24 protein-coding genes and 1 riboswitch are annotated in these 25,804 nt (G+C 61.3%); of the genes, 12 read left to right on the top strand and 12 right to left on the bottom strand.

Annotated elements, in window-relative coordinates; genetic code table 11:
• The first annotated feature begins 152 nt into the window (after positions 1-152).
• Positions 153-644, top strand: a complete 492-nt coding sequence (locus A6U98_RS22140) for an HIT family protein (protein WP_064652769.1) — start codon at positions 153-155, stop codon at positions 642-644.
• A 192-nt stretch (positions 645-836) separates the two neighbouring features.
• Here the strand turns inward: A6U98_RS22140 and A6U98_RS22135 are convergent, their stop codons facing one another.
• From A6U98_RS22135 to A6U98_RS22125, 3 genes are read right to left on the bottom strand one after another with little or no spacing between them, the layout of a single operon-like run.
• Positions 837-1,601: an ABC transporter ATP-binding protein gene (locus A6U98_RS22135; RefSeq protein WP_064652767.1), complete on the bottom strand. Its 765-nt coding sequence runs from the start codon at positions 1,599-1,601 to the stop codon at positions 837-839.
• Positions 1,598-2,638: an iron ABC transporter permease gene (locus tag A6U98_RS22130; protein ID WP_064652765.1), complete on the bottom strand. Its 1,041-nt coding sequence runs from the start codon at positions 2,636-2,638 to the stop codon at positions 1,598-1,600. The genes A6U98_RS22135 and A6U98_RS22130 overlap by 4 nt, the downstream gene beginning before the upstream one ends.
• On the bottom strand, positions 2,635-3,651 hold the full coding sequence (locus tag A6U98_RS22125) for an ABC transporter substrate-binding protein (RefSeq protein WP_064652763.1): 1,017 nt from the start codon (positions 3,649-3,651) through the stop codon (positions 2,635-2,637). The genes A6U98_RS22130 and A6U98_RS22125 overlap by 4 nt, the downstream gene beginning before the upstream one ends.
• A 177-nt stretch (positions 3,652-3,828) precedes the next feature.
• Positions 3,829-4,085: riboswitch (cobalamin riboswitch) on the bottom strand.
• Between the two features lie 179 nt (positions 4,086-4,264).
• On the opposite strand from A6U98_RS22125, the gene A6U98_RS22120 reads away from it, so the two are divergent.
• From A6U98_RS22120 to A6U98_RS22110, 3 genes are all read left to right on the top strand, one after another.
• The gene (locus A6U98_RS22120; RefSeq protein ID WP_064652761.1) at positions 4,265-4,858 is read left to right on the top strand and encodes a TetR/AcrR family transcriptional regulator; all 594 of its coding nucleotides are present in this window, start codon (positions 4,265-4,267) and stop codon (positions 4,856-4,858) included.
• Positions 4,855-5,403 (top strand): hypothetical protein, encoded by a 549-nt coding sequence (locus tag A6U98_RS22115; RefSeq protein WP_064652759.1) that lies wholly within the window; start codon positions 4,855-4,857, stop codon positions 5,401-5,403. Before A6U98_RS22120 ends, A6U98_RS22115 begins: the two co-directional genes overlap by 4 nt.
• Positions 5,404-5,494: 91 nt before the next feature.
• Positions 5,495-6,097 (top strand): tetratricopeptide repeat protein, encoded by a 603-nt coding sequence (locus tag A6U98_RS22110; protein ID WP_064652758.1) that lies wholly within the window; start codon positions 5,495-5,497, stop codon positions 6,095-6,097.
• A 65-nt stretch (positions 6,098-6,162) separates the two neighbouring features.
• On the opposite strand, the gene blh is transcribed toward A6U98_RS22110, so the two are convergent.
• Both blh and A6U98_RS22100 read right to left on the bottom strand, forming a co-directional pair.
• A complete protein-coding gene (blh, locus tag A6U98_RS22105; protein WP_064653059.1) occupies positions 6,163-7,443 on the bottom strand; it encodes a bifunctional sulfur transferase/dioxygenase Blh in 1,281 nt (426 codons plus the stop codon).
• Positions 7,444-7,625: 182 nt separating this feature from the next.
• Positions 7,626-7,994: a DsrE family protein gene (locus A6U98_RS22100; protein ID WP_064652755.1), complete on the bottom strand. Its 369-nt coding sequence runs from the start codon at positions 7,992-7,994 to the stop codon at positions 7,626-7,628.
• Positions 7,995-8,082: 88 nt separating this feature from the next.
• On the opposite strand from A6U98_RS22100, the gene A6U98_RS22095 reads away from it, so the two are divergent.
• From A6U98_RS22095 to A6U98_RS22085, 3 genes are all read left to right on the top strand, one after another.
• Complete coding sequence (locus A6U98_RS22095) at positions 8,083-9,078, top strand: AraC family transcriptional regulator (protein ID WP_064652753.1); 996 nt, start codon at positions 8,083-8,085, stop codon at positions 9,076-9,078.
• Between the two features lie 150 nt (positions 9,079-9,228).
• On the top strand, positions 9,229-10,701 hold the full coding sequence (locus A6U98_RS22090) for an HWE histidine kinase domain-containing protein (RefSeq protein ID WP_064652751.1): 1,473 nt from the start codon (positions 9,229-9,231) through the stop codon (positions 10,699-10,701).
• Between the two features lies 1 nt (position 10,702).
• Positions 10,703-11,047: a response regulator gene (locus A6U98_RS22085; protein WP_064652749.1), complete on the top strand. Its 345-nt coding sequence runs from the start codon at positions 10,703-10,705 to the stop codon at positions 11,045-11,047.
• 99 nt (positions 11,048-11,146) lie between these two features.
• Here A6U98_RS22085 and A6U98_RS22080 read toward each other — a convergent pair whose 3' ends face one another.
• The 3 genes from A6U98_RS22080 to A6U98_RS38135 form a co-directional block, all read right to left on the bottom strand.
• Positions 11,147-11,629, bottom strand: a complete 483-nt coding sequence (locus A6U98_RS22080) for a cupin domain-containing protein (protein WP_064652748.1) — start codon at positions 11,627-11,629, stop codon at positions 11,147-11,149.
• Between the two features lie 44 nt (positions 11,630-11,673).
• On the bottom strand, positions 11,674-12,054 hold the full coding sequence (locus tag A6U98_RS22075; protein WP_064653057.1) for a VOC family protein: 381 nt from the start codon (positions 12,052-12,054) through the stop codon (positions 11,674-11,676).
• A gap of 263 nt (positions 12,055-12,317) precedes the next feature.
• Positions 12,318-12,581 carry a DUF1127 domain-containing protein gene (locus A6U98_RS38135; RefSeq protein WP_082933964.1) on the bottom strand — a complete coding sequence of 88 codons (264 nt, stop codon included), beginning with the start codon at positions 12,579-12,581 and terminating at the stop codon, positions 12,318-12,320.
• A 176-nt stretch (positions 12,582-12,757) separates the two neighbouring features.
• Here A6U98_RS38135 and A6U98_RS22070 point away from each other — a divergent pair, with 176 nt between their 5' ends.
• The 3 genes from A6U98_RS22070 to A6U98_RS22060 all read left to right on the top strand — a co-directional run bounded on the left by A6U98_RS22070 (position 12,758) and on the right by A6U98_RS22060 (position 16,586).
• Positions 12,758-14,770, top strand: coding sequence for a BTAD domain-containing putative transcriptional regulator (locus tag A6U98_RS22070; protein ID WP_064652746.1), 2,013 nt, complete (start codon positions 12,758-12,760; stop codon positions 14,768-14,770).
• A gap of 104 nt (positions 14,771-14,874) precedes the next feature.
• Positions 14,875-15,411: an AAA family ATPase gene (locus A6U98_RS22065; RefSeq protein WP_064652744.1), complete on the top strand. Its 537-nt coding sequence runs from the start codon at positions 14,875-14,877 to the stop codon at positions 15,409-15,411.
• Positions 15,412-15,599: 188 nt separating this feature from the next.
• Entirely contained in the window at positions 15,600-16,586 is a 987-nt protein-coding gene (locus tag A6U98_RS22060; protein ID WP_064652742.1) for an aldo/keto reductase, read from the top strand.
• A 120-nt stretch (positions 16,587-16,706) separates the two neighbouring features.
• Here the strand turns inward: A6U98_RS22060 and A6U98_RS22055 are convergent, their stop codons facing one another.
• Complete coding sequence (locus A6U98_RS22055; protein ID WP_064652740.1) at positions 16,707-17,129, bottom strand: hypothetical protein; 423 nt, start codon at positions 17,127-17,129, stop codon at positions 16,707-16,709.
• Between the two features lie 69 nt (positions 17,130-17,198).
• On the bottom strand, positions 17,199-17,684 hold the full coding sequence (locus A6U98_RS22050; protein WP_064652738.1) for a hypothetical protein: 486 nt from the start codon (positions 17,682-17,684) through the stop codon (positions 17,199-17,201).
• Between the two features lie 145 nt (positions 17,685-17,829).
• Here A6U98_RS22050 and A6U98_RS22045 point away from each other — a divergent pair, with 145 nt between their 5' ends.
• Both A6U98_RS22045 and A6U98_RS22040 read left to right on the top strand, forming a co-directional pair.
• Positions 17,830-18,519, top strand: coding sequence for a response regulator transcription factor (locus A6U98_RS22045; protein ID WP_064652736.1), 690 nt, complete (start codon positions 17,830-17,832; stop codon positions 18,517-18,519).
• Complete coding sequence (locus A6U98_RS22040; protein ID WP_064652733.1) at positions 18,516-19,886, top strand: HAMP domain-containing sensor histidine kinase; 1,371 nt, start codon at positions 18,516-18,518, stop codon at positions 19,884-19,886. Before A6U98_RS22045 ends, A6U98_RS22040 begins: the two co-directional genes overlap by 4 nt.
• Before the next feature lie 104 nt (positions 19,887-19,990).
• Here A6U98_RS22040 and A6U98_RS22035 read toward each other — a convergent pair whose 3' ends face one another.
• The gene (locus A6U98_RS22035) at positions 19,991-23,791 is read right to left on the bottom strand and encodes an SIR2 family protein (RefSeq protein ID WP_064652732.1); all 3,801 of its coding nucleotides are present in this window, start codon (positions 23,789-23,791) and stop codon (positions 19,991-19,993) included.
• Positions 23,792-24,034: 243 nt separating this feature from the next.
• Positions 24,035-25,708 carry a hypothetical protein gene (locus tag A6U98_RS22030; protein ID WP_064652730.1) on the bottom strand — a complete coding sequence of 558 codons (1,674 nt, stop codon included), beginning with the start codon at positions 25,706-25,708 and terminating at the stop codon, positions 24,035-24,037.
• Positions 25,709-25,804 lie beyond the last annotated feature (96 nt).

The raw sequence follows: 25,804 nt of genomic DNA, 5'->3' as shown, positions 1-25,804 counted from the left end.
GCTATCTCAACCCATACCTTAAATCGGAGTCGATTTAAGAATAAAATGACGCAGCAATCCAATGTGTTATAGCGCCTTTTCTCATGTCACCGAGATACCGGCCTCTAGCGGGTTTCATCGAAGCCCCTCAAGGGTACATCAGGAGTAACTCCGTGGAGATTCCCCAGCACTTTCATGTTGCCGAGACGGCAGGATGGCTTGTGAACCACCGTATCAATTCTGCCCTTCCCGGTTACCTCATAATCAGTTCCAAGACCGACACCAACGATCTATCGGATTTGTCCGAAGATGCTTTGGCTGAATTCGGCCCGTTGCTCGCAAAGGCGCAGAGTGCCCTGAAACAGGAGTTGAATGCTCAGCGCGTCTATATCGGCCGATATGGGCACACGCCCGGTTATCCGATCCATTTTCATGTGATCCCGATATATGACTGGGTGGAGGAATTGTTCTGGAAGGACGCTCGATATCGCCTGCTCGAGAATTTCGCAGAGGGACCGGGGGAAACCGCAACGGATGGCGCAGAACTGACACTGTTTGTCTGGCGAGAGTTCTGTGAACGCGCAGAGCCGCCGCCGATCAGAGGGCCTTCGGTCTCAGAGGCTATTAAGTTGCTGCGGGAGGCAATGCGGTTTCCGCCGCTGTAGATCTGTGTACTCATTCATGTCGCCCGAAAATGCCCAATGGTTTTGGCAAGACGGCATGCTTGAAGAAACGGGCCCAAGATAGCGCCGGCTTCGTGACCCCTGGCGATCCTACGGCCAAAAGCGAGGTTGAAGGTCTCCGACCGTCTCGACCAGTAGGATCTCGTCCTTGAGATCGGAATTCCCGGCCACCCGTCAATCCATGACGTACTGGATATGATGCCGGCCGTGCACGGCCGATTTCTGGACATGGGCGCGAACGCCGAAGACCCGGCCGATCATATCCTCCGTCAGCACCTCCTCCGGCGTGCCGGAGGCGACGACTTCGCCTTTCTGAAGCACCGCCAACCTGTCGCAGAACATTGCCGCCAGGTTGAGATCGTGCAGCGCGACGATGCAGGTGATGCCGAGCTTCGAGATCAGCGAGAGAATGTCGAGCTGATGCTGGATATCGAGATGGTTGGTCGGCTCGTCGAGCAGCAGTTCGCTCGGCGCCTGCGCCAGCGATCTGGCAATATGGACGCGCTGGCGCTCGCCGCCCGACAGCGTCTGCCAGAGCTGGCCCGCCCTCTCTTGCATGCCCACCCGCGACAGGGCCTCGTCGACGGCGGCGTCGTCTCCCGCGCCCCAGGACGACAACAGCCCATGATGCGGCGTGCGGCCGAGCCGCACCACGTCGCGCACGGTCAATTGCGTATCGGTCGTCGACTGCTGCTCCACAAAGGCGACGCGACGCGCAAGGGCCGCGCGCGGCAGCGAGGAAATGTCGTCGTCACCCAGCCGGATGATGCCGCTGCGAACCCTGCGCAGCCGGCAGATCAATCTGAGAAGGCTGGATTTGCCGGAACCGTTCGGTCCAAGCAGGCCGAGCACCTTGCCCTTTTCCACCGTCAGGCTGACGCCGTTGACGATGACGATATTACCGGCGGCAAAGCTCACCTCGTCGATGCTGATGCTCATGCCTTCCCCCGCACACGATAGAGGATGACGGCGAAGGCCGGTGCGCCGAAGAGCGCGGTGACGACTCCGATCGGCAGGATCTGCTGCGGGATGATGATGCGCGAAATGATGTCGGCTCCGACCATGTAGATCGCGCCGCCAAGCGCCGTTGCCGGCAGCAGCCGCCTATGCGCCGGCCCGACGAGGAAGCGGGCGGCATGGGGGATGACGAGGCCGACGAAGCCGATCGAACCTACCATGCTGACGACGCTTGCCGTCATCGCCGCCGTCATGGCGAACAGCACGATCTGGACGCGGCGTACGGCGATGCCGAGCGAGGCGGCGGCATCCGTGCCGAAGGCGAAGGCGTCGAGCGCCCGCACATGGGCCATACAGATGACGAAACCCGTAAGCGCGATCGGCACCGACAGATAGACATCGGGCCAGCGCACGCCGCTGAGCGAACCCAGCAGCCAGAACAGGATGCCGCGCGCCTGCTCGGCATTGGCCGATGTGGTCACGATGTAGGAGGTAAGCGCATTGAAGAGCTGCGAACCGGCGACGCCGCACAGGATGATGCGCTCGCCGGTTCCCCCCGTACCCGTCGCCAGAATGCCGACCAGCAGAAAGGCAATGACCGCACCGATGAAGGCGCCGCTCGACAAGCCCAGAACACCGTAGCCGAAACCGAGGATCATCACGCAGACGGCCCCCGTCGAGGCGCCGGCGGAGATGCCGAGCACGTAGGGTTCGGCCAGCGGATTGCGCAGCAGCGCCTGCAGGATCGCGCCTGTGAGCGAGAGCGACGCGCCGACGCTGGCAGCGACGAGCGCGCGGCTCAGACGATAATCCCAGACGATGCCCTGGTGGATGCGGCTGAGCTCGAAATCCGTTCCGAACAGGCGGTTCGAAACCGCCTCCGCTGTCGTCGCAAGCGGGATGGCGATCTCGCCGATCGAAACGGCAAGGCTGATCATCAGCCCGAGCAGGAGAAGTGCCGCAATGGTGAGCGCGGCAAGCGCCCACCATCCCTGTTGCCTGACCGACATTGCCTTCACTGCGCCAGCCCGAAGGACTTGATGCCGTTCGCCAATGTCTCGATGCCGTCGATCGTGCGGATCGTCGGGTTCATCGACTGCGCGTCCATCATCACGAAGTGCTTGTTTTTGACCGCGTCCAGCTCCTTGGTCACAGGATCGTTCTCGAGGAAATCGACCTTGACCTTGGGATCGTCAGCGGCGTAACGGCGGCGGTCCATGGTTGCGAGCACGATCACGGCCGGGTTCGCCTGGGCGATGGTTTCCCAACCGACCAGCGGCCATTCCTCTTCCGTCGTGACGACGTTCTTCGCGCCGATCGTCTTCAGAATATAGGCGGGCGCGCTGTTTTTACCGGCGATGAAGGCGTCGCCATTGACCTCCTTGCTGGAGAACCAGAAGACGACGGGCAGGTTCTTGCCCGAGGCGCCCGATATCGAAGCAACGGCATCCGCCTCGCGCTTCTTCAGCTCCGAAATCAGCGCATCGCCGCGCTCTTTCACGTCGAAAATCTCCGAGAGCTCGGCGATTTCTCTGTAGATCAGCTCCATCGTGAACAATTCCCCACGCACGCCGTCGCCGCCGTCGGTATTGACCTTGGCGACGCAATCGGCCGGCGCCAGATAGGTATTGATCCCGAGATCCTTGAACTGCTCCCGCTTGCCGACCGAGCCCTGTGCGCCGACATGCCATTCGAACTCGGCCGTCACCAGGTCGGGCTCCTGCCCGACGACGGATTCGAAGCTCGGATCATTGTCGGCGAGACGTTTGATCTTGCTGTTGGCCTCGGCATATTGCGGCAGGACGGGACCGACCCAGACGGCCGTTCCGGCGATCTTGTCGGCAAGGCCGAGCGAGAAGAGCACTTCGGTCATGCCCTGACCGATCGAAACAACTTTGGATGGCGCCTTTTCGAAGGTCACCTGTTGGCCGCAATTGGTGATGGTCAGGGGATATCGGGTCGCGGCAAGGCTTGGTGCTGCAAGGCCGGCGAGCCCGAAGGCGAATGTCATGGTGGCGAGAATCTGGCGCATGGAAAACCTCGATGAAGGAAAAAATCACGGCCGTTCCGCGCATATGCGCGGACCGAGAGCACGCTTAGGCGTGCACTAGCCGCAGGAGGCCCAATCGAGACGGATGCATGCCGGAATTCGGCGAAGGTTCAGCAGGTCAATCATATCTGTTCCTTGTCCGGGCATCCCCGCCCGGTTGATTGGATCGTGATTGACGGCAGGTCTCCTGGCTTGCGGATATCCGTCGTTTCATCCTCCTTCCCGCGATACCTCGCAGTGGCAGGGCCATGAGCCCTTCAGAGATGGCCGGTCGCTGGCCACTCCTGAGATGATCGACAATCCGCTTACAGTTGCGGGGGCAGCCACGGTCTCGGTCCCTACTGGGTCGTCCTCACCGTGTTCCCTATTAATCCCCTTGGAGTCATCTTCAGGGAACCGTCGCACCCAGTTACGTCGCCGCCCCCCCGGCGTCAATAACTATTCCCGCGCGTCATGCCGCCTCACCGACAAATGCGCGCCGTCTCACCGCGCAAACCACCGGTTGCCAAAAGAAGTTTGACAGTGATACTGCCATTATGGCATTAAGACTGCCATGAATAAAGTGACCCCGCCTCGCCCCACGGCCCGCGAAGAGTTGGCGACCATCACGCAGGACCGCATCATGGAAGGTCTTGCCGCCCTGTTGCGCGCCGGTAGCGATGAGGTCACCTTCGATCTGGTCGCCCGCCAGTCCGGCGTGCCGCAGCGCACGCTTTATCGCTATTTCGCCAACAAGGAGGCGCTGTTCGCCGCGTTCTGGCGCTGGCTCAACAGGCGGATCGCCGTGCCGGCGTTGCCGGCTTCGCCTGAGCAAGTGGTGGCGCATATTCCCGAGCTCTTTTCTGCCTTCGACCGCGACGAGCCGCTGGTGAGAGCGATGCTGCACAATCCTCATGGCCGCGCGGTGCGGCTCGCCCATGCCGAGGCGCGGCGCGAGAAGTTTTCGATCGCGCTGCGCGATGTCACCGGGACGATTCCCGCAGAAGATGCCCGACATCTGCTCGCCGCGGTGACAGCGCTCTGCTCGGCTTCGGGATGGGAGAGCATGAAAGATAACTGGAGCCTGTCGGCCGCTGAAGCCGCGAAGGCCGCACAATGGGCCGTGCAGGCCCTGATCGACGATGCACGCCGGCGTTCCCGCGGGACCGAGACCCGCCAGCCGGCAACAATGGAAGGAGACGCGCGATGATTCATCACATGTCGTTCGGCGTGCGCGATCCCGGTCGCGTCGCTCGCGTGCTGGCGGAGCTCATGGAGGCGACCGCGCTGCGGGCGCCAACCCCACCCTTTCCCCATGACGCCTGGCTCGTCGTATCGGGCGATACGCAAGGCTCCTTCCTCGAAATCCTGCCCGCAACCTCGGTCTTCGATCCGGACGCACCGCTCGGCATCCGCCAGCGCCCGGCGACCTTCGAGCCGGTCACTGCCCACGTGCTGGTCAGCGCCGCGGTAGACGCCGCATCGATCGAGACCGCCGCCGCCCGCGAAGGCTGGCGCGCCGAGCAGGTGGAAACCGGTCTCTTCAGGATCCTCAAGCTCTGGGTCGAGGACAACGTCCTGGTCGAATTCCTGGCAAAGGGTGAAGCCGATCGTTACATCGAAGCCTTCGGCCCCGTAGGCCTCCCCTCGCTCGACGGTAAATTGCGCGACCTCGAGGCAAAGCTTGGCGATGCCCTCGCGCAGAAGCTGCCGCCTGGCGTGCTGGAAAAAGCGCTGGGACATCCGCGGGCGTAGTCGTTGCCGGAGCTGCGTCACGACGGATTGCGGAAGGCAGGCCCCCGACATAGCTTTGGCGCCACCGATTTCAACGAGGTTTGATGTAGCGATGAGCAATCCGGATAGCGCCGATCTCGCCGCCGCCAGGATAGACGCAATTCGCCAGGCAGCCGAGCAAGGCGATGCGCAAGCACAATTTGAATTGGGCCACATGACCGCACGAGGTGAAGGTGTTACCCGCGATAAAACAGAAGGCGCGGGATGGCTTCAGAAAGCGGGCGAACAAGGTCATATCAACGCGCAATTCCTCCTGGCGGGCCTCTATCTCATGGGGGACGGAGTTGCACAGAGCGCGCCCGAAGGCTGCGAGTGGCTCGAGAAAGCCGCCAATCAAGGCCATGCCGACGCGCAATATTTGCTGGGCTTGATGAGAGAAGATGGCGACGGTTGCGATATCGATGCAGCAGACGCTGTCAGATGGTACAGCCAAGCCGCAGGTCAGGATCATGCCGGTGCACAGTACAGGCTAGCCCAGTTGAAAGAGCACGGCGTGGGCTGCGAGATCGATCTGACAGAAGCATTCAAATGGTACCGTCGTGCTGCACTTCAGGATTACCCGGATGCAAGGGAAGATCTACTCGGATTGTGCCGTGCACATCCAGACCTGCCGCTACCGGTGTCAGAATTGCTCGATGGCAAAGGTCGCTCCTGATACCCAGCTCTTTTTTCCGGGCGGCGCAGCGTCCAGACGTCGTCACCGGCCAACTATCCCCGCCCCTACAAAGCATCCAGCGGTATCTTCAGATACCGCCGGCCATTCCCCTCCGGCTCGGGCAGCCGCCCGCCGCGGATATTCACCTGCAGCGCGTGCAGCATCAGCTTCGGCTTCGGCAGCGTGCGGTCGCGTGCCTGGCGCAGCGCCACAAAACCGGCCTCGTCGATGCCTGCAATATGCGGATTGGCGCGCTTCTGCGCCGCCACCGTGCTTTCCCAGCGTGGGTGCCGGCCGCCCGGCTGATAATCGTGGCCGGAAAAGAGCCGGGTTTCCTCGGGCAGCGACAGGATGGCCTGGATCGAGTGCCAGAGGGCAGTAGCACTGCCGCCGGGGAAATCCGTACGCGCCGTGCCGGAATCCGGCGTGAACACCGTATCGTGCACGAAGGCGGCGTCACCGATCACATAGGTGATCGAGGCGAGTGTGTGCCCGGGCGAAAACATCACGCGGACTTTAAGCGCACCGATCTCGAACGTGTCGCCATCGGCAAACAGCCGGTCCCATTGCGAGCCGTCGGTTTTAAGCGCCGGCCAGTTATAGATCTCCTTCCAGAGCTTCTGCACGTCGGTGACATGCACGCCGGTCGCCGTCGGCGCGCCGGTCTTCTCATGCAGATAATGCGCGGCGGAGAAATGATCGGCATGCGGATGCGTGTCGAGGATCCACTCGACCGTCAGCCCTTCACTTTTGATATGAGCGAGGATGGCGTCGACAGTGGCCGTTCCCGTCGCCCCCGACATCTCGTCGAAATCGAACACCGGGTCGATGATGGCGCAGCGTCTCGTTGCCGGGTCGGAAACGACATATTGCACACTGCAGGTGCGGGGCTCGAAGAAGGCCTGCACATGAGCCGCCTGCCCTGCCCGCTTCTCCAGCCAGCGGCGCGCGCCGGCAAGATCGAAACCGAGGTTTTGACCAAAGGCTTCGACATCCCCGGGCTTCATCCGCCCATCCAGCACCTCGCCCAGCACATAGAGCATCAGCGCCCGCGTGCCGCTCTTGCAATGGGCGACAACCGGCCCCTTCGCTTGCGCCATCGCCGCCTGAAAGGCGCGGATATCGGCTTCGGTGATCTCGGTCCCCTTCACCGGCACGAAACTGTAGGAAAGCCCGACCGCGGAGGCGGAAGCCTTTTCCACCGTATTGCCCGGCTGCTCCGGCTCCTCGCCGTCAGGCCGGGCATTGATGACGGCGGCAAAGCCTTGAGCCGCGAAGGCAGCAAAGCCTGCGGCATCGGGCTGCCCCGCCACCGATATCAGCTCATTGACCTTCACGGATGTCATCGAAGTCCCCGCGCTGCCCTCGTCGGGCATTATCGCATGTATATCGATACAATCTCACAAGTATATTGCCGAGCGCAAGAATAGGCGCTTGGTATTCCTCCGCGCCTGTCGCCGGTCCGCAAAGCCTGACGACGCCGGCGGGAGACGCCGCCCGAACTCCCGCCCATCTCGACGGTGTATCGTCAAAACGACAGCGTCGCAGCACCCTCCTTGATCTCGGCATGCATGGCGCTGGCGCCGACGATGACGACGCCGTCGAGCATGTCCTCCTGCGTGTAACCGCGCGAGGCCACGCAGGGTGGGCACGCCCAGATCGTGCCGCCGCGCTGCTGGAAATTCTCGATCAGGCTCGACAGCGGATCGAGCGGCGGCACATGCGTCATACGCTGGCCGCCCTTGCGCACCAGGTCGATCCCGGTGCTGGTGAGGAACACAGAAACCTTCAGCCCGGCGGTGATGCCGCCATTGGCAATAGTGAAGGCGACGGAGGACAGTTCGGATTCGATGCCCTTGGTAACAAGCACGACCAGTTTGTCGCTTTGAGTTTGCATAGTATTCTCCCAGTGAGTTGAAGTGAACGCTCACGACGAGCGAGCAGGAACACCATAGGAGGGTGCGCGGGGCGCGTATTTGGCCGGAATGCGTGAAGCCTTGTCCGAAAATCCAGACGCTGCGGGTGTAGCGCGCGACGACGTGCTGTCGGCGCTGCTGTCGACGATCCGCCTCTCGGGATCGCTGCAGTTCTGCTTCATGCCGACGGGCGACTGGCAGACCGATGCCGCGCCGTCGCTGGCAAATCTTTCGGCCAAGGCTTCGGGCACGATGCCGTTTCACATCGTGGTGGAGGGCCGCTGCTGGTTGAAAACGGAAGGCGAAGAGAGCGAGCTGGAGGTCGGCGACGTACTGGTCTTCCCCTTCGGCACCGGCCATCAGCTCGGCGCGGGAAGAGACGGCACGTTGGTCCTGCCAACCCGCGACCTGCCGCAGAAGCCATGGCGTGAGATTCCCGTGCTGCGCTATGGTGAGGCGGCTCAAGGGGTGCGGCTGCTCTGCGGCTATCTGCAATGGGACGGGTTGAGCTTTGCGCCGCTGCGTCAAGCGCTGCCCAAGCTGATCCATGTCAGGACACGAGCCGCCAATGACGGCGACTGGCTGCGCGCCACCATCCGCCAGATGGTCGAGGAGGTCGACAGGCCTCGCGCCGGCGGCGTCTCGATGCTGCCGCGGCTGACCGAAATCGTCTTCATCGAGATCCTGCGCCATCAGATCATGATGGCCGAGCCGCGCTCGGTCGGCTGGCTGGCAGCGCTGGCCGACCCGGCGCTGTCGCGCTGCCTCTCCCTCATTCACGACGATCCCAAACGTGACTGGTCGCTGGAGGACCTCGCCGCCGCCGCCGGCCAGTCACGCAGCGCGCTGGCCGACCGCTTCCAGGTAATGCTAGATACCTCGCCGATCCGCTATATCAGGGACTGGCGGCTCTATCTCGCAAGCGTCGCGCTCGCCACCTCAGGCCAGCCGATCGCGGCGATCGCTTACGAGGCGGGCTATGCCACCGAAGCCGCCTTCAACCGCGCCTTCTCCCGCACCTTCGCCACCCCGCCGGCCGCATGGCGGGCGATGGCGCGGGCATAGAGGGTGATCGGCACCCAGGAGAGCCTCATTCTGAGGCGCGCCGCAGGAGCCGCGAAAGATGAGGTTGGTTGCAGAATGCCGCGACACTCATGGGTGGAAAGAATCAAAGGATGCGCTAATTAGAAACACCATCAAAATCTGGAGCGAGCCTTGGATTCGGAATCCCCTCAGCCACTCACAGCTCGCTTTCCTGTCGGCGGAGGAGAAATTGGCCGACTGATCCAGGCTCGCGACTGGAGCAGAACGCCGCTCGGTCCTCTTGACCTCTGGCCGCAAAGCCTGAAGACGGCTACCAATATGCTTTTGCTGTCACCCGTGCCGATCGTTCTCTTATGGGGCGAAGACGGGGTGATGATCTACAACGACGCCTACTCCGTGTTCGCGGGCAGCCGTCATCCGGATCTTCTCGGTTCCAAGGTCCGCGAGGGCTGGAGCGAAATTGCCGACTTCAATGACAATGTGATGAAAGTCGGGCTGTCCGGGAAAACACTCGCCTACGAGAACCAGGAGCTGACGCTGTTGCGGCACGGCAGTCCGGCTCCCGTCTGGATGAACCTCGACTATTCGCCCGTCCTCGACGAAAGCGGAAAACCCGCCGGCGTCATCGCCATCGTCGTCGAAACCACGAAAAGCGTCCTTGCCCAGCGCCGGCTGCGCGAGAGCGAAGAGAGGTTCAGGGCGTTCACGACCGCGACGACCGACATCGTCTACCGTATGAGCGCCGACTGGCAGGAGATGCAGCAGCTCGACGGTCGCAACGTTCTCGCCGACACGGCCAATCCGACTGTCGCGTGGCAGGAGGTCTATTTGTTTCCCGAGGACATTCCCGCGATCCAGGCGGTGATCGACGAGGCCATATCAAGCAAGGGTGTTTTCGAATGCGAGCATCGCGTCCGGCGGGCCGACGGCAGCACCGGGTGGGTGCTGTCGCGGGCCGTGCCACTCTTGAACGACGCAGGCGCCATCGTCGAATGGTTTGGGGCCGCGACGGATATCACCGAGCGACGACGCAAGCAGCAACAGCTGGAACTTGTCGTTCACGAGCTCAACCATCGCGTCAAGAACAATCTGGCGATGGTGCAGGCTTTTGCGTACCGCACCTTCCGGGATGCCGAAGACATCCCTCGTGCCCTGGACAGTTTCACCGCGCGGCTGGTGTCGCTCGGTCGTGCCAATGATCTGTTGACAGGCGAATTGTGGAGCAGCGCCTCCTTGAAACAGACGCTCGACCAGGCGACCGTTCCGCATCGGCCGGACGGCGGGCGGTGGGAGTTGACCGGAGACGATATAAGGGTGTCAGCAAAGACGGCGCTGGCGCTGACCATGGCCTTTCACGAACTCGGCACGAATGCCGTGCGCCATGGCGCATGGTCGAATGACGGCGGCGCCGTCAGCGTCAAATGCTCCCTCCACGTCATCGGCGACGGAACGCAACGCTACCGCATAGCCTGGGACGAACATGGCGGGCCGCGTGTCGAACAACCGAAGAGGAAGGGATTCGGCACGGTCCTCATACAGCGCGGCCTTGCGGCGGAGACGGGAGGCAGTGTGGATATTTCCTTTGCCGAAACGGGCTTTTCCTTCCGTCTCGAAGCGCCCGCAGACCGTCTCCGGAACGAATGACATGGCCAAGCGTGTTCTTGTCGTTGAAGATGAAATGACCATCGCCATGATGATCGAAGATATGCTCATCGACCTCGGTCACGAGGTTGTCGCGACAGCCGCGCGTTTACCCACAGCGCTGGAGGTTGCCGCCGATGGAAATCTTGATTTCGTCATTCTCGATGTGAACCTGGCCGGGCATCAGTCATTCCCGGTGGCGGCAGTCCTTCAGCAGCGCGGTATCCCGTTCGCCTTCGCAACCGGATATGGGCCAGCGGGTATCGATCCCGCCTTTGCCGGCCGGCCGGTGCTGACCAAGCCGTTCACGATGACCGATCTTGCCGCTATCATCGAAACTGTCGGCTGAGACCCAAGAGGGCCGACGCCCAAGTCCAAGAGCCGCTCCAATGAGACGTGTTGTGGCGGGCGATGGCGCAGGGGGTCCGATCGACACCCTGAGGATCAATCAGCGCGGTTGTGGACCTGTCAACCCGAGGGCCAGCGTGATGTCGTTGATGATCCCCAGTCGCGCTTCGATCACCGCGATTTTCTCAGGTGTATCGGCACCAAAGGCCTCGATATCGATGAACATTTGCTCGCAACCGCCTGGCGTGACCGTGCCGAACATCTGGCCGGGTTCGTCGCCTATGTTTCGCCAGCTGTGCGGTACATGTGGCGGCAGAACGACGACGGTTCCCACAGGCGCGTCGAACGCCTCGTCGCCGCATTGGAATCGATAGAGCCCGCGGATGACCCGAAAGACTTCGATCTCCCGCGTATGCGTGTGCGGGGCCGGACCATGACCGGGCGGCGTGAAGGTTTCCCACATCCCGAACGCGCCGCCGGTCTCGGTGGCTGTGGCATGGATGACGATCCTCGCGCCAAAGGGCGTCCTCGCCACGCGCTCCTTGCCGGGCAAAGAGACGACGGCGCTCCTGAAACTCGACATATCCACCTCTCCTCGATTGCATTCTTTGGGCGGAGCCCTGCGCCTCACCCTTGCGGCGCCGGCTCATTGAGCATCGCTTCGATATTGTATCCGTCGGGATCGAGAACGAAGCAGGCATAATAGTTCTCTTCATATTCCGGCCGCGGGCCGGGCGCGCCATTGTCCCGGGCGCCGGCTTCGAGCGCGACCCGATAAAACGCCTGGACCTCCGCCCTGCTCCGAACCCGGAAGGCAACGTGCACTCGCGTCAGAGGCGGCTTGTCATCGGTATGCTGGATCTCGAACAGGCTGCCGCCGACATCGAAGGCCCAGAACACGCCCTCCTTCCCGAAGGAGAGGCGATAACCCAGAGGTTCGAAAACGCGTTCATAAAACAGCTTGCTCTTCTCAAGGTCACTCACTGCAATGGTAATATGATCGATCATGCCGTGCATCCCTATCGTTCCAGCGTCCCATCATAGTCGAAATCGCCGCGGCGGAAAAACAGACGACTTTGATGGCGAAGGGTGAATGCCAGATCAGTGGTCCCTGCCCAGACAGAGCGGACTCACCCACACCCACAGCCCACCTGCCCGCCAGACAGCAAAACCCCCGCCAATCATTGACGGGGCTGTGCATGCTCAAAATCGGTCCGCATCCTCGCCTTGTCGACCGGCAGCCGACGCGTCCGCGCAGTCGAACATTCCGACTATCGCATCGACATCAACTCCGTCATCAGCCCTGCTTTGATTTCGAGTACAGGTCGATTGACTCCGGGATGACCGATGTCATCCCGGGGATAACCGATGTCCCTCAACTGGTCGCGCGTCAGATCTGCCAATGCCTTCCGTCTTGCAACGCTCCGCTGCCACTTCCTCACGGCAGCGACGATGATTGCCACGCTGTTCGGCCTGAACCCGAACAACTGTCCTTTCGGCGCACAGATGCCGATGTGAGTTTCCGTGTGAGCCATTTTCAGTCTCCCATTTGTGAGATTCGCAAGTGGGAGCCTGACACGCGGGCGTATTCCGGCTGTTCGGTTCAGCGTGAAGGGCCAGGAAAACTTCGACAAGCCGCCGCTAAATCGGTGTTAAATCTCTTTGCCGAGATGCTATTCTGCGGCGGCAGTCGAAATCTGGGGGACAATCTGTGCGCATCAGGTTGATGGGTGGCCTCGAAGTGACTTCGCCGGAGCATCGGCAGGTTCGCTTCACCACACGCAAGACGTCGCTTCTCTTTGCTGCCCTCGTGCTCGGTGGCCCCCGCGGCCATCGCAGGGAACTGCTTTCCGAAGCTTTCTGGCCAGGACGAAGCAATGAGCAGGCCCGCAACAGCCTGCGCCAGGCGCTGGTCGATATCAGACGATCGTTTCCGGCTGGCGGGGATGCCGCCGTCTACATCGACGGGGATCAGGAGACCGTCGCGCTGATAACAGGTCCTGATGAAACCGACATTTCGATCTTCGACCGTAAACTGAAGGCCGGCCGGACGGCCGATCTCGCCCTTGCCGCCGATCTCTACCGTGGCGAGGTGCTGGCAGGCGAGGCCATTCCGGACGAATTGGACGAGTGGTTCGGCCCGTATCGGAGCACATATCAACGCAAGGCGCTGCAACTGGTGGAGCGGTTGAGCCAAGCGCTTTCGGAGCCAGGCACCGCGGAAGAATCGGCCTGCGAAGGACTGGCCGAAAGGCTGCTCGCTGTGGACCCGACCGTGGAGGCCGCCCATCGGGCGCTGATGCGGATCCACGCTCTCAGGGGTCACGAAAACGCGGCCCTGCGCCAGTTCGAAGCCTGCCGGGCGTTCTTGGAGAAGCATCTTCAGGCAGAACCAGAGGCAGAGACCTCCTCCCTGGCCGCTTCGCTGCAATCGCGCCAGGGATCCGAACATCAGCGGACGGCACCCAGCCTCGACGTGGCCTTACAGCCGCAGGTCTTCCCAGCCCCGGCAAAACATCACGACCGGCCATCGGTTGCGGTGTTGCCGTTTCAGAATTTAAGCGGCGACGCGGAGCAGGAATATTTTGCTGACGGCATTGTCGAGGACATCACCATCGCGCTCGCTCAATTCCGCCACCTCTATGTCATCGCACGGAATTCGAGCTTCACCTACAAAGGTCAGGCGGTCGACATAAAGCAGGTCGGACGCGAGCTGGACGTACGCTATGTGGTCGAAGGAAGTGTGCGCCGGACGGGTGACCGCCTGCGCATTGCCGGGCAGCTCATTGATACGTCGACCGGTACACATCTTTGGGCCGATCGTTTTGACGGAACCCTGGCGAATGTCTTCGATCTCCAGGATCAGGTCGCCTCGAGCATCGTCGGCGCCATAACGCCGAAAGTGGAGGAGGCTGAGATCGAGCGCGCCAAACGCAAGCCGACCGAGAGCCTCGACGCCTACGACTACTATCTCCGCGGCCTGGCGGCCTTCGACCGGACGGTAACCAACCGATCGGTCATCGACGAGGCCCTGCGGCTTTTCATGAAGGCGATCGAGCGTGACCCGGAGTTTGCCATTGCCCATGCACGGGCGGCACGCTGCTACGCCACCCGAAAGAGCAACGGCTGGATGCTCCATCCCGCAGACGAGACTGCTGAAGCGACCCGGCTGGCCCGGAGAGCGGTCGAACTCGGCTGGGACGATGCGGTTGCGCTTACCTACGGCGGATATGTCATCGGTTATGTCGGCGGCGACCTCGACGACAGTGCGGCCTGCATCGATCGCGCAGTCTTTCTCAACCCGAACCTGGCCGCTGCGCTCGGCGTCAGCAGTTGGGTGAAGGCCTGCCTCGGTGAACCCGACAAGGCCGTTGAACACGCAGCCCTTGCCATGCGCCTCAGCCCTTTGGATCCGCGCCTGTTCGCCTGGCAATTCAACACCGGGCTAGCGCATTTTTGCGCCGGTCACTATGAAGATGCTGCCGCTTGGGTAGGAAAATCGCTACGCCACCAGCCAAACTACCCGAGCGCCATGCGCGTGATGGCGGCGAGCCAGGCCATGGCCGGACGGCTTGCGCAAGCCCGGGAAACGATCACTCGCCTGTGCCTGATGGATCCCGCGCTCCGGCTTTCCAATCTCGCCGACGTGCTGCCACCATTCCGGCGACCGGACGATCGCAGTCGATATATCGAGGCTCTCAGGATGGCGGGACTACCGGAGTAGCTGCCTCAGCGGCTCCTTCGGAACGAAGGGGGCATGCCGGGCTATTACCCAGCCCCTATCGGCTAATTGCGAAACGATGCTGCTTCGTGCGAAATTGCCATGCTATGAACCACACGGGCGAAGTTCTCATTCTCACCGGGCCGCCGGGCTCCGGAAAAACCACGACGGCCGAGGCGCTCGCCCGCGAGCCCGGCTCGCCGAAGGTCCATCTTCATTGCGACGACTTCTGGCACTTCATCAAGAACGGGGTGATCCCGCCCTATCTGCCGGAAGCGCATGAACAGAATATCGTTGTTGTCGACGTCTTGACGAAGGCGGCGACAGGCTATGCCGGCGGCGGCTACTTCGTCGTCGTCGACGGCATTGTCGGGCCGTGGTTCCTGGAACCGTTCCGGAAAATCGCGGCACCCCTGCACTACGTGGTTCTGCGCCCGCCGCTCGATGTCGCCATCCGGCGCTGCCGCGAGCGTGGCGGCGACACGTTGACCGATCCCGGCCCTATTGCGGAGCTCCATCAGCAATTCTCGTCACTTGGCTCGTTCGAGCAACATGTCGTCTCCACGGAGGGGCACGACAAGGAAGACACGTTGCGCACGGTGATCGAGGCTATGCGCAGCGGCATGTTTCGCCTGGCGTCATAACGCAAGCCCCTCAGCTTCTGGCACAAGCGGTAGACCCTGCCGGGATCTTCTTACCCGATCCCCTTCGTCCTCTCCGCGCGAGCCGGGAAATTCATGAGCGGACCTCATAAGTTCATGCCGAGATCCCCGGCTAATCGCCGCCGAACTTTGCCCTATCTTGGGATCAAACTTGGGAAGGAGGACTTGAAATGATCAAACGCAAGCTCGGCCAAAGAGGCCCTGACGTATCGGCGATCGGTTTCGGCTGCATGGGGCTGAACTATCATCGCGGGCCGGCGATGGAGCGCGGCGATGCCATTGCGCTCCTGCGGGCCGCGCATGAGCGGGGCGTGACCTTCTGCGACACGGCCGAAGCCTACGGGCCGTTCACCAACGAGGATCTCGTCGGCGAGGCGCTGGCGCCGATCCGTGATGAGGTGGTGATCGCGACGAAATTCGGCTTCAAGGATGGCCGGCCGGAAGTCGGCCTGGATAGCCGGCCGGCTCGCATCCGCGTGGTCGTCGAAGAAGCCCTCAAGCGGCTTCGCACCGATCGCATCGATATCTTCTACCAACATCGGGTCGACCCTGCCGTACCGATCGAAGAGGTGGCAGGCACGGTGAAGGATCTGATTGGCGCCGGCAAAGTGCTGCATTTCGGCCTATCCGAAGCTGATGCCGGTTCCATTCGCCGCGCCCATGCCATCCAGCCGGTCACCGTCCTGCAAAGCGAATATTCGCTGTGGTGGCGCAACCCGGAACGGGAAATCCTGCCCATCGTCGAAGAGCTCGGCATCGGCTTCGTGCCCTATAGCCCGCTCGGCCGCGGGTTTCTGGCCGGCAAGATGGACGAGAACACCAGTTTCGAAGGCGGCAACGACCACCGCAAGACCAATCCGCGCCTTTCGGCCGAAAACCGCAAGGCGAACCAGCCGGTGGTCGATGCGATCGAGGCGATTGCCGGCCGCAGGAACGCGACGGCGGCCCAGGTCGCCATCGCCTGGCTGATGGCGCGCAAACCCTGGATCGTCCCCATTCCCGGCACCACCAAGCTGCACCGGCTGGAGGAAAACATCGCCGCCGCCGACATCGCCTTCACATCCGAAGAACTGGCCGAGATCGACGCAGTCTTCTCAAACATCGAGATCCACGGGGACCGCTACGCCGCAACGTCGGCCGCCCGCGTCACGCGCTGAGCCGAAGGCCAATGCCCGTTGGCCCTCAGTCGCTGACGTCTTCGAGAAACCCGCAAAACCGCCCGCGAGAAATCGCGGACGGTTGCATCATCGTGTGGCACCCGCCCCAGGCGCGGATGATCAGTCCTGGCCCTGCAGGCGGTCCATGACCTGCAGCAGCAGATCGGCGCAGGCCTTCATCGGTTCATCCTCGGCGCATTTGAGATCGATCCGAGTATTCCCGTCTTCAATCCGGAAATGGGCTGCCTTGGACGCCGGTGGTGGCGGCGGGCGATGACCGCGGAAACCCATGTCGCCACGGAAGCCCATGTCGCCTCTCCGACCATGCCAGCGGTAATCGGGGCGATCTCCCGGCCGCGCATCCGGCCGGTCCGTCATCTGCTCATCGTCATCAGGAGCAGACTGAGACGGAGGCGGAGGCGGCGAGCCGGGTTCGACCGCGGCGGGCGGAGTCCCGGCGGATGGCGGAGCGGGCGGCTGTTGGGCGAAGGCGGTGCCGGCCAGTGCGGCAAGGGCAAGGCCTGATAGGAGAAGTCTTTGCATGAAAAGCGTTCCTTTCGGAGTTATAGGGCGTGTCTGTAAACACCCCAGCGCGGCTTTGGTTCACGCCCGTCAGGGCCCATGATCGAAATCCGCAAATCGTCTGTGCGGCGGACCTTTCGGCGGACGCAACGCTTCGGTTCGTCCATCCTGACGAACGAGGTAGCTCGCATGAACGAAGCCGTCGTCGAAACGTCCCTGGACGGTAACGGCTTCATCCTTCGCGACAAGATCCCCGTCCTCGCCGGCCCGGCCGGTTTCAACAAGCGCCTTGCCGCTCTCGTCCTGCAACACGAACTTGTTGCCGTAGATCTCGGCGACCTTGCCCTTGATGGTAACGAGGCTGGTGGCCGGCATGGCCGAAATCGCCACCGGCGTCATCGGCGCCATCTCGGGCGTTGGACGCATCAGCTTCACAGCACCCGCACCCCCGGCCACGCCGATGACGAGCGCCACGGCGGCTGATATGACGGGGATCGCCAGCCGGCGCCGGCGGTATGCTGGCGGCACGGGCGTGGCACCCTCGGAATGTTCGTTGTCTTGGTCGTTGATCGGCATATATCTGCTCCTTGCTTCAGTAATTGTCGCAATCTAGCCGCCACACCCCCTCGCCTGCCTGAACCTCCCTGTTCAGATTGAGTTAAGCTCGGCCCGATAGTTTTGGCCCGTCCCCAGAGATGCCCTGCGATGAAAGCCCTGCCCCATGCGCGTACTGCTCGTCGAAGATGACGAAGACCTGAGCGGCCGGATCGCCGCCGTGCTGCGATCGGAGAACTTCGTCGTCGATATCGCCCGCAACGGCGAGGACGCTCTCCATGCGGGCCTCACCGAACTCTTCGATGTCGCGATCCTCGACCTAGGCCTGCCGAAGATCGATGGTGTCAGCGTGCTGAAGGGCTGGCGCGAGGGCGACCGCAACCTGCCGGTTCTGGTGCTGACGGCGCGCGACGGCTGGCCGGACAAGGTCTCGAGCTTCAAGGCCGGCGCCGACGATTTCCTCGCCAAACCTTTCAAGGTGGAGGAACTGGTGCTGCGCCTGCGCGCTTTGGTGCGCCGGGCATCTGGTCACGCCGCCTCGCGGCTCGTCTGCGGCGCGCTGGTCTTCGATGCGCAGCTCGGCACCTTCGAGCTCGACGGCCTGCCGCTGAAGCTGACGGCGCTGGAATGGCGGGTGCTCTCCTGCCTGATGCTGCGCAAGGAGATGATCGTCGACCGGCGGGAACTCACCGAGCGCGTCTATGACGGTGATGCCGAAGTCGACTCCAATTCCATCGAAGTCATCATCGCCCGCCTGCGCAAGAAGCTCGGGGGTGATCGCATCGAGACGATGCGTGGCCGTATCGAGACGGTGCGCGGCCGCGGTTATATGCTGACGGCAGCAGTGGCGCCATGAAGGCCCCTTCCCTCAAGCCGAGATCGATCGCCGGCCGGCTGCTGATGTTCTCCGGCATCTTCGTGACGCTGGCACTCGTTATCGCCGCCATCGTGCTCTGGCTGGCGCTCAAAACGGTGGTGCGCGAGCAGGTCGACCAGCGTTTGGACGCCCAGATCGGCGCCTTGGCCGCTGCTGTGACGCGCGACGCACAAGGCAAGATCACCTTGTCCGCGCCGCTCGACGCACCGCCCTTCGATCGCCCGTCATCCGGCTGGTACTGGCAGATCGACGACGGGCAGCAGCGCCTGACCTCCCGCTCCCTGATGAACGGTACGATAGACGCGCCGCCGCCCCGGCAGGACCTGCGCCATGTCCTGATGGGCATGCCGACATCAGGCGGGGGCGGTGATCGCGGACGAGGACCGCTCTATCTTCGCCAGGCCATCCGCAGCATCGACGGCATGACGCTGACGATCACCGCGACGGCGCCGATGATCGCCCTCGTCGGCCCGGCGCTCCGCGCTCTCTTCTGGCTGGTGCCCTGCATGCTGCTGCTCGGCCTCGTGCTGATGGCCGGCACGCTCTGGCAGATCCGCTTCGGCCTGCGCCCGCTGAAATCCATGGCCGCCAACATCGATGCCATCAACCGGGGAGAACGCGCCCGCCTACCCGATGAGGCGACCGTCGAGCTTGCGCCGCTCGCGCTGAAAACCAACGCGTTGCTGGCGGCCAACGAAGAGCGGCTCACGGCAACTCGCATGCAGTTCGCCAACCTCGCCCACGGCCTCAAAACGCCAGTGGCGAGCCTGTTGCTGGCGCTCGACGAGAAAAACGATCCGCAAGGCGCATTACGCAGCCTCGCCGCCCGGATCGACAACAGGATCAAACACCACCTCGCCGCCGCCCGCCGCGTGATGGCCTCGACGGACAATGTCGCCAGCATCGACCTGGCGGCCTCGGTCGCCGATCTCCACCGGGCGATCAGCCAGATTCATGCCGAGCGCAAGATCGCCTTCGACACCGAAATCGCCAAGGGTCTGCGCGTCGCCTGCGACGAAAGCGATGTCGAGGAAATGCTCGGAAACCTGATCGATAACGCCTTCAAATGGGCCGCCTCCCGCGTCACCCTCCGCGCCCGCCGCGACGGCCCGACCGCTCGCATCACCATCGAAGACGACGGCCCAGGGATACCGCCGGATCGGCTCGCCGCTGTGATGCTGCCGGGCGTGCGGGAGGACGAACATGTGCCGGGCAATGGGTTTGGGCTGAGTATCGTTAGCGAGCTGGCCGGGCTTTACGGCGGGTCGCTGGTGTTGGAGGCGAATGGGGCGGTGGGGTTGCGGTGTGTGCTGTGTTTGCCGGTGGCGGTAGGGTCGGAGCGGTAGGCGGTATGCGTACGGCGATCCGCGAAGGTGCGATATGCCCAATGATCAAGACCTCCAACGGGATGACTCCAAGCTAAGCAGTTGAATGATTCATCCGGATGAGCTCAACCCGTGACAAGGCTGTGGAGGCGACGCCAAGCGATCGTGCTTCGGAGGGCCGGGGCCGCTTCAGCTATATCCGCCAGTAATGCTGGAAGTTCGTGGGGCACGTAAGAGGGCTGTAAGCCGATAACCCGATCCGCGACATCCAGAACTTCATGTGGCCAACGTTTCGCCAAGGATTGTTCAGCATTGTTTTTGCCCTCCCGCATTTGCCTAAAGATAAACATATCGGGGTAGTCAACGGGTCTCAGGAAGTCTTTAATCGTCTCCACAATCTCCGGGAATATGTCGGGTCTGTCATCAGCAATTCGCAGCATTGTGTCGCTAGAGGAAGAGGTCTGAAACTGCGCTTCTTGAGGCCAAATAGTTGCAAAAAACCCTTTTCCGAAAGATCTCCACGCGTCTCCATCTTTGACGATCCGGTGAAGAGTCCACAGAGCGGTCTGTCGCCCGGCATCATCGACAGCTTGCAGTCCAATCCGACACTCCTCGTCGGTGATATATTTTCCAGTATTCTTGTTCCAGTACGTGCCGATGACCAGGATGCTTACGGCATATTGCCCGTACCGATCTTCGGACAGCCAATCCTTACGCTCGGAGAAAATTCTAAGGAAAGAGCTTCTCAACATTACGAAGAGTTTTGCGGGCCTCGGCACCAATTGCTGGAACATCAACGCTTTCCATGCAGCCTCAGCACGCGCGTGGTTCAAATCAAATAACGGGATGACCGTTTTCTTCGTCCATGTCGGGTCGATGTAGTATAACCAATTGATCCGTTGACCAAGCAGAGAAGCAACGTGATCCGCTCCTTCGCCAATTGAGTCGAGGGATCGCTCCAAACGGGTAGCAATCTGCGGAGAAATTTTCTCGTTCTTCTGGGATTCTCCGTCCCCTATCGACTTGAACAAGGCTTCAACGAGTTTTCCGACAGGCCCATTAATCGCGTGGTCTAATGTCTTCCGCGATTTCTGAATCTCCTGACCTCCAATGGAAACCTGGCCGACGCCACTCCTGGTTGCATCCTCCCCCGACGTCTGAAGAGCATCGAAAACCTCATCCCATACCTGTAAGAACTCTTCCGGATGAGATGCCGCAATAGTCGTGAAATGGTCCCTGATCCATTCAGGCAAGTAATACCGTAGCACGAACTGAACCTCCCGTGGCAATCTTGCAAGCCTGAGACCGCAGAGCAGCGTGACACGATGAACGGAATTCTCTGGCCAATTCGAAAGCAATTGCTCCCAATGTTTAACGGGATATCTGTTTGAACGGCTTTCAGATGCCAACGCAGCCAGAGCGAAAGACGGCCGTTGGGCCACCATGCCTTCGAACGGGACGTATTCAACGAAGTTCTCATGATCACGCCCAGAGAGTTCGGTAGAACGGGCGATAAGCTCGGAAACTTTTACTCCTTGGAGACCGATGGGGTCGGCCCTGCGCTCTACCCAGCCTGAGCGGCCGTCCATATCGCGGTCTGCTCCCGTTTCATAGTTTTCCCCCCAGTCAGTGCGGCCTCGAATAGCGTCCAGAATACTCATGGCTTTATTGGAAAGTTCACAACCATTTCTTTCCAACCAACCCAAGCGCGAACCGGTATCGTATCTGCGGCGACGCTCCACTTCCTCAGAGCCTTCCTGGGAAAACCGTTCGATCGGATTGCACAGGCGGCCTTCGATTTTTAGACGCTGATAAACTGACAAACTCTGCCACTTGGCTCTTAGCAAGTGCAGGACGTCGCGTTCCATGTAAGGGTCCCAGAATGACGTGTCATCCATACTTAGGAGCCCTTTGGCTACAGCAATGGGTGTGAATAGTTTGTCGATCTTCCACGCGTACAAACGAAACTTGTCGAAGAAGAACCTGCGATCCGATGGCCAATTGGCAACTTCTCCGATAGCCGCTAAGGGATTACTTTCGGCGAGGCGCTTAAAGAGGTCAACGGCCCACAAGAAAAGCGCCTCCGGACCACCGTCTGCAACATATCGCTCCCCCCGACCCTCGTCAGGTTCGATAGAAGGCAGGCGAAAGTAGGTCGCCGATTGCCCGGTTTCATCCAGAAGGTCGGCCGCCCTCTCCAGAGACCGGTTGACGACAGAAACGACGCGGGGCAAAGCCTCAGGGGGAATCTCGACTTCATGATTATGCCGCGAAGGACAGTGGACTGAAAACCGCAGCAATTCGCCCACTCCATGAGGGGATTCCAGCGGTCGAGGAAGTGATCTCGTCCACGTCTCAACTTTCAATCGAGGTTGGATAGCTTTTTCTAAAGCTCGAAACATAGCGGTGGTCCAGCCGCTTCGCTTTAGCTGTTTTGCAAAATCGAACCAACCGAGATCCTCGAAGTCGTCGCCTCGGTTCTCGTCCATTTCGAGTAACAGAGCCCAGACACGCTGTACGTCATCGGAAAATTTCTCTCCATGGCCTACAAGTCGGTGCCTCACCCCCGAGGCCATATCGGGATGTAGATTGAGCTGTCGACTTGCCCACCAGATGCCGAACGGCTCGTGGCAGATTGCCTGGAACCATCGGCTTAAGGACCACAATCGCCTTGGCAACGCATTCCTCTGCTGGGGATGGTTCCCTGCCAAGCGGAAATACGCATTGCTGTCGGTGTCTGTAGGCAGCTTACCGAGCAGGTCTACGCCGCGCGCTTTTGAGTCCTCCGCTCTAGGTGGATCGTCGTCCAGACCGTATTCCAATAGAGGGTCGACGTTGTTTACGTCCTCGCCATAGCCAGTATCGAATGGCTCTGCGTATCGAACATTCCTGTCCAAGACAAACAACCACTCAGCACAGGGTGGCGGATTCGCGTCCGCAAACGCCCGCGCTCCATCGGGTGTGGCGGCCAACGCGGCTACCTGCCCACGCTGATAGGATTTTAGCAATCGCGGAGATTGCCTTGCTACAGCGAGAGTTTTCTCCCGCCAAGCGATCGGGTCATCTGCGCGTAAAGCCCAAGCCTCCAAAGAATCCCAAAGATCAGAAAAGGTATCAAAATGAATGCCCGACACCCCGAGATCTCGCCATTTGGAAAGGACTTCGTTCTCTTCTCCGCGGTCAAATGCATAGATCGGCTGAAGCTTTGCCGAACTGCTGGCATTTAAGCCCTCCAGCAGATAGCGGATCGGGGGATCGCCTGCGGAGTAGCCCAGCAGAACGACGGTTTTCCTTTCCAATAATTGGCGGAAAAAGGCGGTCGCCCAACCATCGGCGAGATAAGCCCTGCCGAAGTCGCCAGATCCGAGGACAAGGGCGCTCGACGGTCCTTCTGATTGACGGCCGCTTCCGAGGCGGCCATGCAGATATACGACGCCCGAGTGGAGACTGTCCCCGGTCATGATCGGCAGCATCGGTGGAAACCAATATCTCAAACGAGGTATGGCTCTTTCGAACAAGGTGTCGAAGTTTGTTGTGACAACGAACGGAACTCCTCTTGCGTCTCTCGACAGCCGAAGAACAATCTCATGGTTCTTGGTTACCGCCTTCCTCGGGGTCTTAAGGAGCGAGGTGACCTCCTTTTCGACTTTCTCTGTCGTGTAAATCCTCTGGAGTTGGCCAAAGACTTGATCGAAGGGAGGAGCAAGGTCAGGATCTCTCTTGGCGATGGCCTGCCCCATCTGGCGCCCGATCTTGGAATCCGCCGGCACACCGAGCTTCTTCATAACCTGCTCAGTGAGCTCAAAGAAGCTCAGCAGGCCCGCAGGTTTAGAGACCCCCGCACCACAGAAAAACACGACTTCGCCTTGGTCGCGTGCAGTGAGCAGCTCTATGGGAATGGAAGGTCCTGCTTCGATGAATCTCATAACTGCATGCTTACACGGTTGCAGCCCTATGAAAACTCGCGTCGTTCATTATCAGCGAAAGACGCATCGAAACTTATGGAGCCCCATGCCAGTTAGGTTGTTGCGGCCCAATGTCAGGATCGTGGAGTCCCATCCGTCATCCAGAAACAAGGCATCGGGGCACATCAGGTGGTCACGGAACAGTGAACGTTATCAAACAACCAGACCTTAAGGAAAAGGCGCCGCCAATTCTCGAACAGCTTGTCAGTAAAGATTATTGCGACGGATGCCACCGTTCTTTTCCTGTTGCCGAGCGCCGCGTTCCGCGCGGGTTGCGCAGACCCGAGGCGGAGACGACGGCGAAATATCGCCCCAGTCGGCCTGCACCCTGGGGAAGAGATTGCGCTTGTCATCGACCAGAGGCGGCGGCGAAATTCCCATGCGCCGCATCGCAACGAACATATCACTGAGTCTGTCGTAGCCGAGATTGGGCTTCGCCCACAGAGCGAGCAGGAGAGGTTCGGCGACCGCACGCCCTGACGACCCGACCCGGCACAGACCTTCGACGCCTGCGCCATCGACCGAAGGCAGAGTTGCGCGCGGATTGGCGAGATAAGGCAAGGCGCCGGGGCCGAGATCGCCGAGCCGGCGCAACAGCGGCTCCGCCTCCCAAAGCCAGTCGTCGTTGTCAGCACTTGCATAGACCGACAGAAGGCGGGGGCCGAGTTCCGCAAATTTGTCCGGCGGCAGGGCGGCTGCCAGGCGGGCAAGGATACGGCCGCTCTCCCGCGCCGAAGAACGCAAACGCCCTGTCATTGCGGCTGCCCGCTCGATGCCGGTCATGATCGCGTCGGCACGGGAGGTGAGCGCATCGGTGCGATTGGCGAGGACATCGACCTGCCATTCCCTGACCTTGGCCGCCGGATCGGCGATCATGGCGTCGACATTGGCAATCTGGCGCGCCAGGGTCGCCTCCTCTGTCACAGCGATCTTCGCCAGGATGACAGCGCTATCGCTTCCCACCCGGTTCTCGACCGCCACGGGCTTGAGGCCGAGAGCCCGGGCGAGCGCCATGGAATCGCCCTTGTATGGGCTATCGCCCGAGATGATGGATGTGAATCCGTTTCGCGAGAATTCCGCGCTGCAGTCCCAGCTCGGCGCTCCGGAGTTGAGAAAGCATCCGACGATCGGCATGGGTATCCAGCTGAGCGGTGCAGCCTTACCTCCGAGGAGCTGGAAACGTCGACCGTCCGGCATGGTGATCGTCGTCGTGATCCGTCTCACCGGCAGGCTTTTCTCGAAATCCTTCGTCTCCTCCTGACTGACGGTGACGATGGGCAACTCTGGTTTTTCCGGCATGGATAGATTGCAGAAACGATTTTCCGTGCGCCTGTCGTCAAGTGCCTCACCGTCATGGAAATCAAGCGCTTGCACGAAGGCCGACTGCAGCGCGCGTGTGGCGCGGACTTTGGCGCAGACCGCGCTGTCGATCATCCGATCGGACAGATATCCCTCTGGAAAGTTGGGACTGACGGAGTAAGCGACCGGTAGGGCGAAATTCTGGGTTAGCCACGCCCTATCCCACGCCCCGCCTTTCGCGAAGACCAGCGCCTGGCGAGCGGGATCAAATCCGGTCACCACCTGCGCATTGGCAGCCTCGGTGCGGCTGGCGAGATCGCGTAAGGCGAAATGATCCAGCGTCGCAAAGGTCCAGTATCCTCCGTAAAAGACCAGCGGCAGCAGAAGCCACAGGCGCGACACGCGCCCGACAACCGCCTCGATGGCAACGCCGATCATGCTGGCATTGACGAGCACGATCGACCAGGCCATGGCGAACGCGAACATCAGAAAGATGCCTGTGAACGGTATGGCCTGAAGCACGAAGACGCCCCCCGTCACCACAAGGCCGACGAGCGAGATCGGGAAATATCTACGCATCTGTTCTCCACCCGTAATGACCGGGATATCGCCGCTTCCCATAGCAGGTTGGGAGAAACCCTATCAGAGACTCACGCCTGGACCATGAACGGCAAG

Source organism: Rhizobium sp. WYCCWR10014 (assembly GCF_001657485.1).
In the GTDB taxonomy this organism is placed as follows: domain Bacteria; phylum Pseudomonadota; class Alphaproteobacteria; order Rhizobiales; family Rhizobiaceae; genus Rhizobium.
Note: the sequence above shows the minus strand (reverse complement) of the source record. Positions and strands in the feature narration are given on the sequence as shown.

What these genes read in the sequence shown, in the direction of transcription:
- A6U98_RS22135 (WP_064652767.1), bottom strand. Translation starts at nt 1,601, where the DNA reads ATGAGCATCAGCATCGACGAGGTGAGCTTTGCCGCCGGTAATATCGTC.
- A6U98_RS22125 (WP_064652763.1), bottom strand. Translation starts at nt 3,651, where the DNA reads ATGCGCCAGATTCTCGCCACCATGACATTCGCCTTCGGGCTCGCCGGC.
- A6U98_RS22115 (WP_064652759.1), top strand. Translation starts at nt 4,855, where the DNA reads ATGATTCATCACATGTCGTTCGGCGTGCGCGATCCCGGTCGCGTCGCT.
- A6U98_RS22110 (WP_064652758.1), top strand. Translation starts at nt 5,495, where the DNA reads ATGAGCAATCCGGATAGCGCCGATCTCGCCGCCGCCAGGATAGACGCA.
- blh (WP_064653059.1), bottom strand. Translation starts at nt 7,443, where the DNA reads ATGACATCCGTGAAGGTCAATGAGCTGATATCGGTGGCGGGGCAGCCC.
- A6U98_RS22100 (WP_064652755.1), bottom strand. Translation starts at nt 7,994, where the DNA reads ATGCAAACTCAAAGCGACAAACTGGTCGTGCTTGTTACCAAGGGCATC.
- A6U98_RS22095 (WP_064652753.1), top strand. Translation starts at nt 8,083, where the DNA reads ATGCGTGAAGCCTTGTCCGAAAATCCAGACGCTGCGGGTGTAGCGCGC.
- A6U98_RS22085 (WP_064652749.1), top strand. Translation starts at nt 10,703, where the DNA reads ATGGCCAAGCGTGTTCTTGTCGTTGAAGATGAAATGACCATCGCCATG.
- A6U98_RS22080 (WP_064652748.1), bottom strand. Translation starts at nt 11,629, where the DNA reads ATGTCGAGTTTCAGGAGCGCCGTCGTCTCTTTGCCCGGCAAGGAGCGC.
- A6U98_RS22075 (WP_064653057.1), bottom strand. Translation starts at nt 12,054, where the DNA reads ATGATCGATCATATTACCATTGCAGTGAGTGACCTTGAGAAGAGCAAG.
- A6U98_RS38135 (WP_082933964.1), bottom strand. Translation starts at nt 12,581, where the DNA reads ATGGCTCACACGGAAACTCACATCGGCATCTGTGCGCCGAAAGGACAG.
- A6U98_RS22065 (WP_064652744.1), top strand. Translation starts at nt 14,875, where the DNA reads ATGAACCACACGGGCGAAGTTCTCATTCTCACCGGGCCGCCGGGCTCC.
- A6U98_RS22060 (WP_064652742.1), top strand. Translation starts at nt 15,600, where the DNA reads ATGATCAAACGCAAGCTCGGCCAAAGAGGCCCTGACGTATCGGCGATC.
- A6U98_RS22055 (WP_064652740.1), bottom strand. Translation starts at nt 17,129, where the DNA reads ATGCAAAGACTTCTCCTATCAGGCCTTGCCCTTGCCGCACTGGCCGGC.
- A6U98_RS22050 (WP_064652738.1), bottom strand. Translation starts at nt 17,684, where the DNA reads ATGCCGATCAACGACCAAGACAACGAACATTCCGAGGGTGCCACGCCC.
- A6U98_RS22045 (WP_064652736.1), top strand. Translation starts at nt 17,830, where the DNA reads ATGCGCGTACTGCTCGTCGAAGATGACGAAGACCTGAGCGGCCGGATC.
- A6U98_RS22040 (WP_064652733.1), top strand. Translation starts at nt 18,516, where the DNA reads ATGAAGGCCCCTTCCCTCAAGCCGAGATCGATCGCCGGCCGGCTGCTG.
- A6U98_RS22035 (WP_064652732.1), bottom strand. Translation starts at nt 23,791, where the DNA reads ATGAGATTCATCGAAGCAGGACCTTCCATTCCCATAGAGCTGCTCACT.
- A6U98_RS22030 (WP_064652730.1), bottom strand. Translation starts at nt 25,708, where the DNA reads ATGCGTAGATATTTCCCGATCTCGCTCGTCGGCCTTGTGGTGACGGGG.